At 60.5% G+C, this 4712-nt stretch carries 5 protein-coding genes and 1 pseudogene; 5 read left to right on the forward strand and 1 reads right to left on the reverse strand.

The annotated features are described in order from the left end of the window. From BG842_RS32755 to BG842_RS09910, 5 genes and pseudogenes are all read left to right on the forward strand, one after another. Positions 1 to 760: pseudogene (locus BG842_RS32755) on the forward strand (zinc-binding dehydrogenase); the annotation flags it as partial. 577 nt (positions 761 to 1337) lie between these two features. Next, entirely contained in the window at positions 1338 to 2207 is an 870-nt protein-coding gene (locus BG842_RS09895; protein WP_069450622.1) for a ParA family protein, read from the forward strand. Beyond that, the gene (locus BG842_RS09900; RefSeq protein ID WP_069450623.1) at positions 2204 to 2581 is read left to right on the forward strand and encodes a hypothetical protein; all 378 of its coding nucleotides are present in this window, start codon (positions 2204 to 2206) and stop codon (positions 2579 to 2581) included. Before BG842_RS09895 ends, BG842_RS09900 begins: the two co-directional genes overlap by 4 nt. A gap of 72 nt (positions 2582 to 2653) precedes the next feature. Continuing rightward, on the forward strand, positions 2654 to 2893 hold the full coding sequence (locus tag BG842_RS09905) for a hypothetical protein (protein WP_069450624.1): 240 nt from the start codon (positions 2654 to 2656) through the stop codon (positions 2891 to 2893). A gap of 177 nt (positions 2894 to 3070) precedes the next feature. Continuing rightward, a complete protein-coding gene (locus tag BG842_RS09910) occupies positions 3071 to 4375 on the forward strand; it encodes an RNA-guided endonuclease TnpB family protein (protein ID WP_069450625.1) in 1305 nt (434 codons plus the stop codon). Between the two features lie 76 nt (positions 4376 to 4451). Here the strand turns inward: BG842_RS09910 and BG842_RS09915 are convergent. Continuing rightward, positions 4452 to 4712 (reverse strand): S16 family serine protease (locus BG842_RS09915; RefSeq protein WP_303645364.1); only part of this gene is annotated, 261 nt, incomplete at its 5' end.

Genomic DNA, 4712 nt, shown 5'->3' on the forward strand with positions numbered 1-4712 from the left:
TGGGTGCCGGATGGCACGCGGGACACTGTTTCACCTGCGAAGCCTGCCGCCGCGGCGAGTTCCAGCAGTGTGAGAACGCGGACATCCACGGCGTGACGGTCGACGGTGGCTACGCCGAATACGCGGCGGTCAACGCCGAAGCGCTCGCCCGCGTCCCCGACGAACTCGACGCGACCGACGCCGCCCCGTTGCTCTGTGCGGGAATCACGACGTACAACGCGCTCCGACACACCGACGCCCGACCGGGCGATCTGGTCGCGGTGCAAGGCATCGGCGGCCTCGGGCACCTCGGGGTGCAGTACGCCCGACAGGCCGGGTTCGAAACGGTGGCCATCTCACGCGCACCGATAAGGAGGAGTACGCCCGCGAGTTGGGTGCCGACCACTTCATCGATGCGAAGGCCAACGACCCAGCAGAAGAGCTACAGAAACTCGGCGGTGCGAAGGTCGTCCTCGCGACCGCGCCGAACGCCGACGCGATTTCCTCGGTCGTTCCGGGCCTCGGCACGGACGGGGAAGTCGTCGTCGTCGGCGTTCCCGGCGAACCCATCGACGTTTCCGGGGCCGCCCTCGTCGGAAGTCGCAGCGCGGTCCGCGGATGGGCGTCAGGGCACGCCCGCGAGTCACAGGACACCTTGGAGTTCAGCGCGCTCCGCGACATCACGCCCGAAGTGGAGACGTTCGACCTCGCCGACGCCGACGAGGCCTACGAGCGGATGATGGAGAACGAAGTCCGATTCCGCGCCGTGCTGGAACCCTGAGAGCCGAACGGTCGTTCTGACCGCGACGCTCGTCTCGACAGGTTGCAGACGTGAGCCGAGGACGCAGCGGACTGAGACCCTCTGCTCTCTGGGACTGGACAGTGTTGTTGTCCAGTAATACCGAGTGCACATACTATTCAGAACTACTGACTAGACATACTGGCCAGCAATATTGGAAAAGAATATCGACCGTTCGGACTGAGCGAGACAGTCCGTCAGTCAGACTCGATTCGGCACTAGTCGAGTCCACGCTCGGAGGGAAACGACCGCCGATTCGAGCGATCGTAGCATCCGACAAAGAGTGGTTAGAAGGCGTTAAACGACCATACACGCAGTTATGCTGAGTAGTAAAACTACCCAACAACATCATTCAGCAATACCGAATAACAATACTACTCAAAAAAACCAACCACAGAGACCATTCCGACGGTATCGGGGGAGACACCGCTCAACAGCACTGAGCAGGCACAACGACCAGAGACACTATTCAACAGTACTGAGCGCCATTACTGCTCAGTAATACTGCCCAGTGCGTCTGACTAGTGTTTTTATGGGTTGCTTACGATAGGGTTTCTGTATGATTCCGTACACGGTTTGGTCGGAGGCGGGAGGCGTCGGGAAGACGACGTTCTCCGTGAACCTCGCGGCGGCGCACGCGCGGCGCGGACAACAGGTCCTCGTCATCGACATGGACCCGCAGGAGGGCGGACTGACACACCACTTCGGCGCGGACGACTATCGGTCGGACGCGAACGTGGACAACATCGTCCGGCACATGGTCGAACGACCGAAAGGCGAGTTCGCCGACCTCGTAATGAACGTCGGCGAGAATTTGGACCTCGTTCCGGGCCACAACATGCTCGGCTCGCTCGAACAGAACCTCACGCGCGCGGCCGAGATGGAACAGTCGATGCACGACGCGAACTACCGCTGGCCGAAGGAGAAGCAACTTCGGCGTGTGCTCGCCGACGCGGGCGTCCCGGACGAGTACGACGTGCTCATCATCGACCCACCGGCGACGGTCGGACAGCACATCTACAACTCGATTTACGCGACGTCGAACCTGCTCATCCCGGCGGAACTGAGCGCGAAAGGCGAACAGAGCGTCGAGGGGCTTCGGGACGTGGTGAACAACATCGAGGAGACGCTCGGTGACATCGAAGTCGGTATTCTGGGAGTCGTTCCGAACAAAGTCAGCGGGACGAACGTCCAGCAGTCAGTGATGGACGAGCTCAACGAACAGGAACTCCCCGTTACACCCGTCTCGATACGGGAGCGCGGCTCCATGCTCGGCGAAGCGTGGCAAAACCAAGTGAGCATCTTCGAACTGGGTGAGAGCGAGGACTACCGCGACCTCCGGGAGTACGAGGAGACGACGCTCGAAAAGTTCGACGAACTGGCGGCGTACATCTCGGAGCAGTTCGTGACACAGGAGACGGTAGCATGAAAACCGGCGCATCGGATCCCTTCGGCGACGACGGCGGAAACGAGATTTCGGAGTCAGAATCGACCGACTCGGAGACGACGACCGAGGAGACCACCGAGTCAGTAACACCAGATAATAATACCAGCCAGATTAACCGAGCAGACCTACCACTCATACTTCGCCGTGATACCGTCAAGGACGAGCGCGAAAGCGTCCACCAACTGTTCGTGCAGGACTCCACGGACGGGCGCGCCAAGGACGCCGAGCGCGAGTTGGAGTCTATCATCGGCGACGACATCTATCGACTCGACGCGCGGGAGGCCATCTATCTCGCGGGCATGCGGAACCTCGATACCGCAGCGGACATCCTCCGCGAGTGGGGCTACGACCTGTAGTTCGGCCCGGCGGCGTTCCTTCCATTCCGGTAGCCACAAAGAGAAAATAGCACCGCGGTGAACACGACAGCCATGGCAACGCTCAGTGAGGAAGACGAGGGGAAGTTCCTGATGGACGGCGACGGCGAACAGCTCGGAATCGTAACGGAAGTCGAGGACAACACGGCCTACGTGGACCCCGACCCCAGCCTCGGCGAAGCGTGGGTGGAGTCGTTCGGATGGGGGAGCATCAACGAAGACGACCTGAGCGTCCCCGGCGACGTTATCGACACTGTGACCGACAAGGAACTCCGCATCGAGAAAGAGCTCTGACTCGAAACCGTCGGCGACAAGCGCGTTCAGCGCAATTCGAGGTGGAGCCTCCGGCCTCAAGGAGCGACCGAAGGGAGCGAATAGGCCGGAGAGGAAACCGACATGGCACGACACAACCGGCATACTGCGACCGGGCGACTTCCAAACGCTCAGGTACCGTAGGGTACTCTCTGAAGTATGGATGTGCGTCGAACCGCCGTCGTGAAACTCGCCGATTCCGACGAGCAACGCGACGCACTCCACCGAACCGCCAAGCAATACCGATACTGCGCAAACCGAACCGCTGACTACTGTTGGTCGAACACCTCATACACCGAGTGCAAGACTAACAAACGGAAGATTCGTGACGCACTCTACTCCGAACTCCGCGAGGAGACAGAACTACAGGCACAACTCGTCCAAGCCTCGATTCGCCGCGCCGTCGAAGCCGTCAAAGGCGTTGTCGAACGCTGGAAGAAGGGACAGCGCGTCTCTTGCCCGACATTCACCGCCGAGACGATGGACTACGACACGCGGAGCGCAACCTTCTACCGCAACAAGGCGTCGCTGGCAACTGTTGAAGGCCGGGTCGAACCGTCGTTCATTCTCCCGGCAGACAGCCCGACGCCCTACGAGCGGTACGTACTCTCCGAGGACTACGAGTTCCGCGAAAGTACGCTCCGGTATGACGCGGCGACAGACGAGTTTTACCTCAACATCTCGACACGGCGGATTGACGGCGTTGACGAGACGTGCGTCTCGTCCGCACACCAGAACGCTTCACGTTCTGGGGACGGCGACGCAGAGGTTCCGGCAGATACCGGGCACCCCGACCAAACGGTCCTCGGTATCGATCTCGGCGTCAATAGTCTCGCTGTCGCCTCAACCGGCACGTTCTGGCAGGGGGACGACTACGACCACTGGTGCCGCGAGTTCGAGAATCGACGCGGTGAGATGCAACAGCGCGGCACGCAAGCCGCGCATAACGCCTTACTTCGACTCGGGAAACGGGAAGACGCATGGCGCAAACAGTACATCCACACCGTCGCTAACGAACTCGTCACAGAAGCCGTCGAACACGACTGCGACATTATCGCGTTCGAGGACTTGACCGATATTCGAGAGCGGCTTCCACAGGCGGAGTGGCACCACGTCTGGGCGTTCCGACGCCTGTTCGAGTACGTCTCCTACAAGGCCCTCGAACAGGATGTCTCCGTGGAACAAGTCGAACCAAACCACACGTCCCAACGCTGTTCTCGAACTGACTGTGGGTTCACGCACGAGGACAACCGCCACGGCGAACACTTCGAGTGTCAGAAGTGCGGGTACGAGGTGAACGCGGACTACAACGCCGCAAAGAACATCGGGCTACGCTACGCCCGAAAGCGAACATACAGACTCCGTTCCTCGCCCACGTCGGAGAGCGGAGACGCACAAGTAGACGTGCGTATAAATGGTGGAACGTTGAACGGCGAGAGTTACCGGCCTATTGCTGGCGACTGATTGCCGGGAGTCCACATCAAAGCCCCACCCTCACGGACCGAGGCGCGTCTGCGCCGAGGGAATAGGGTGGGGTAGTTTACGTACTCGGACTCGGAGAAGCCTGTTCGACGCTCGGTTCGAGGGCGTGACCGGTGATGGTTCTGAGCCGGTCGGTGAGGCGTTCGATTTTGGACTCGCCCGTGAGCGCGACTTCGAGAACTTCGCTGATGTGCGAGACGGGGACGATTTCGACCATTTCCTCGTACTCTTCTTCTATCATCACGTCCTGCTCGTTAGCCTTCGGGATGATGACCGTCTCGACGCCCGCCTTCGCGGCCGCCTCGATTTTGTGCGTGAC

The sequence above is a fragment of the Haladaptatus sp. W1 genome (assembly GCF_001723155.1).
Lineage (GTDB): Archaea > Halobacteriota > Halobacteria > Halobacteriales > Haladaptataceae > Haladaptatus > Haladaptatus paucihalophilus.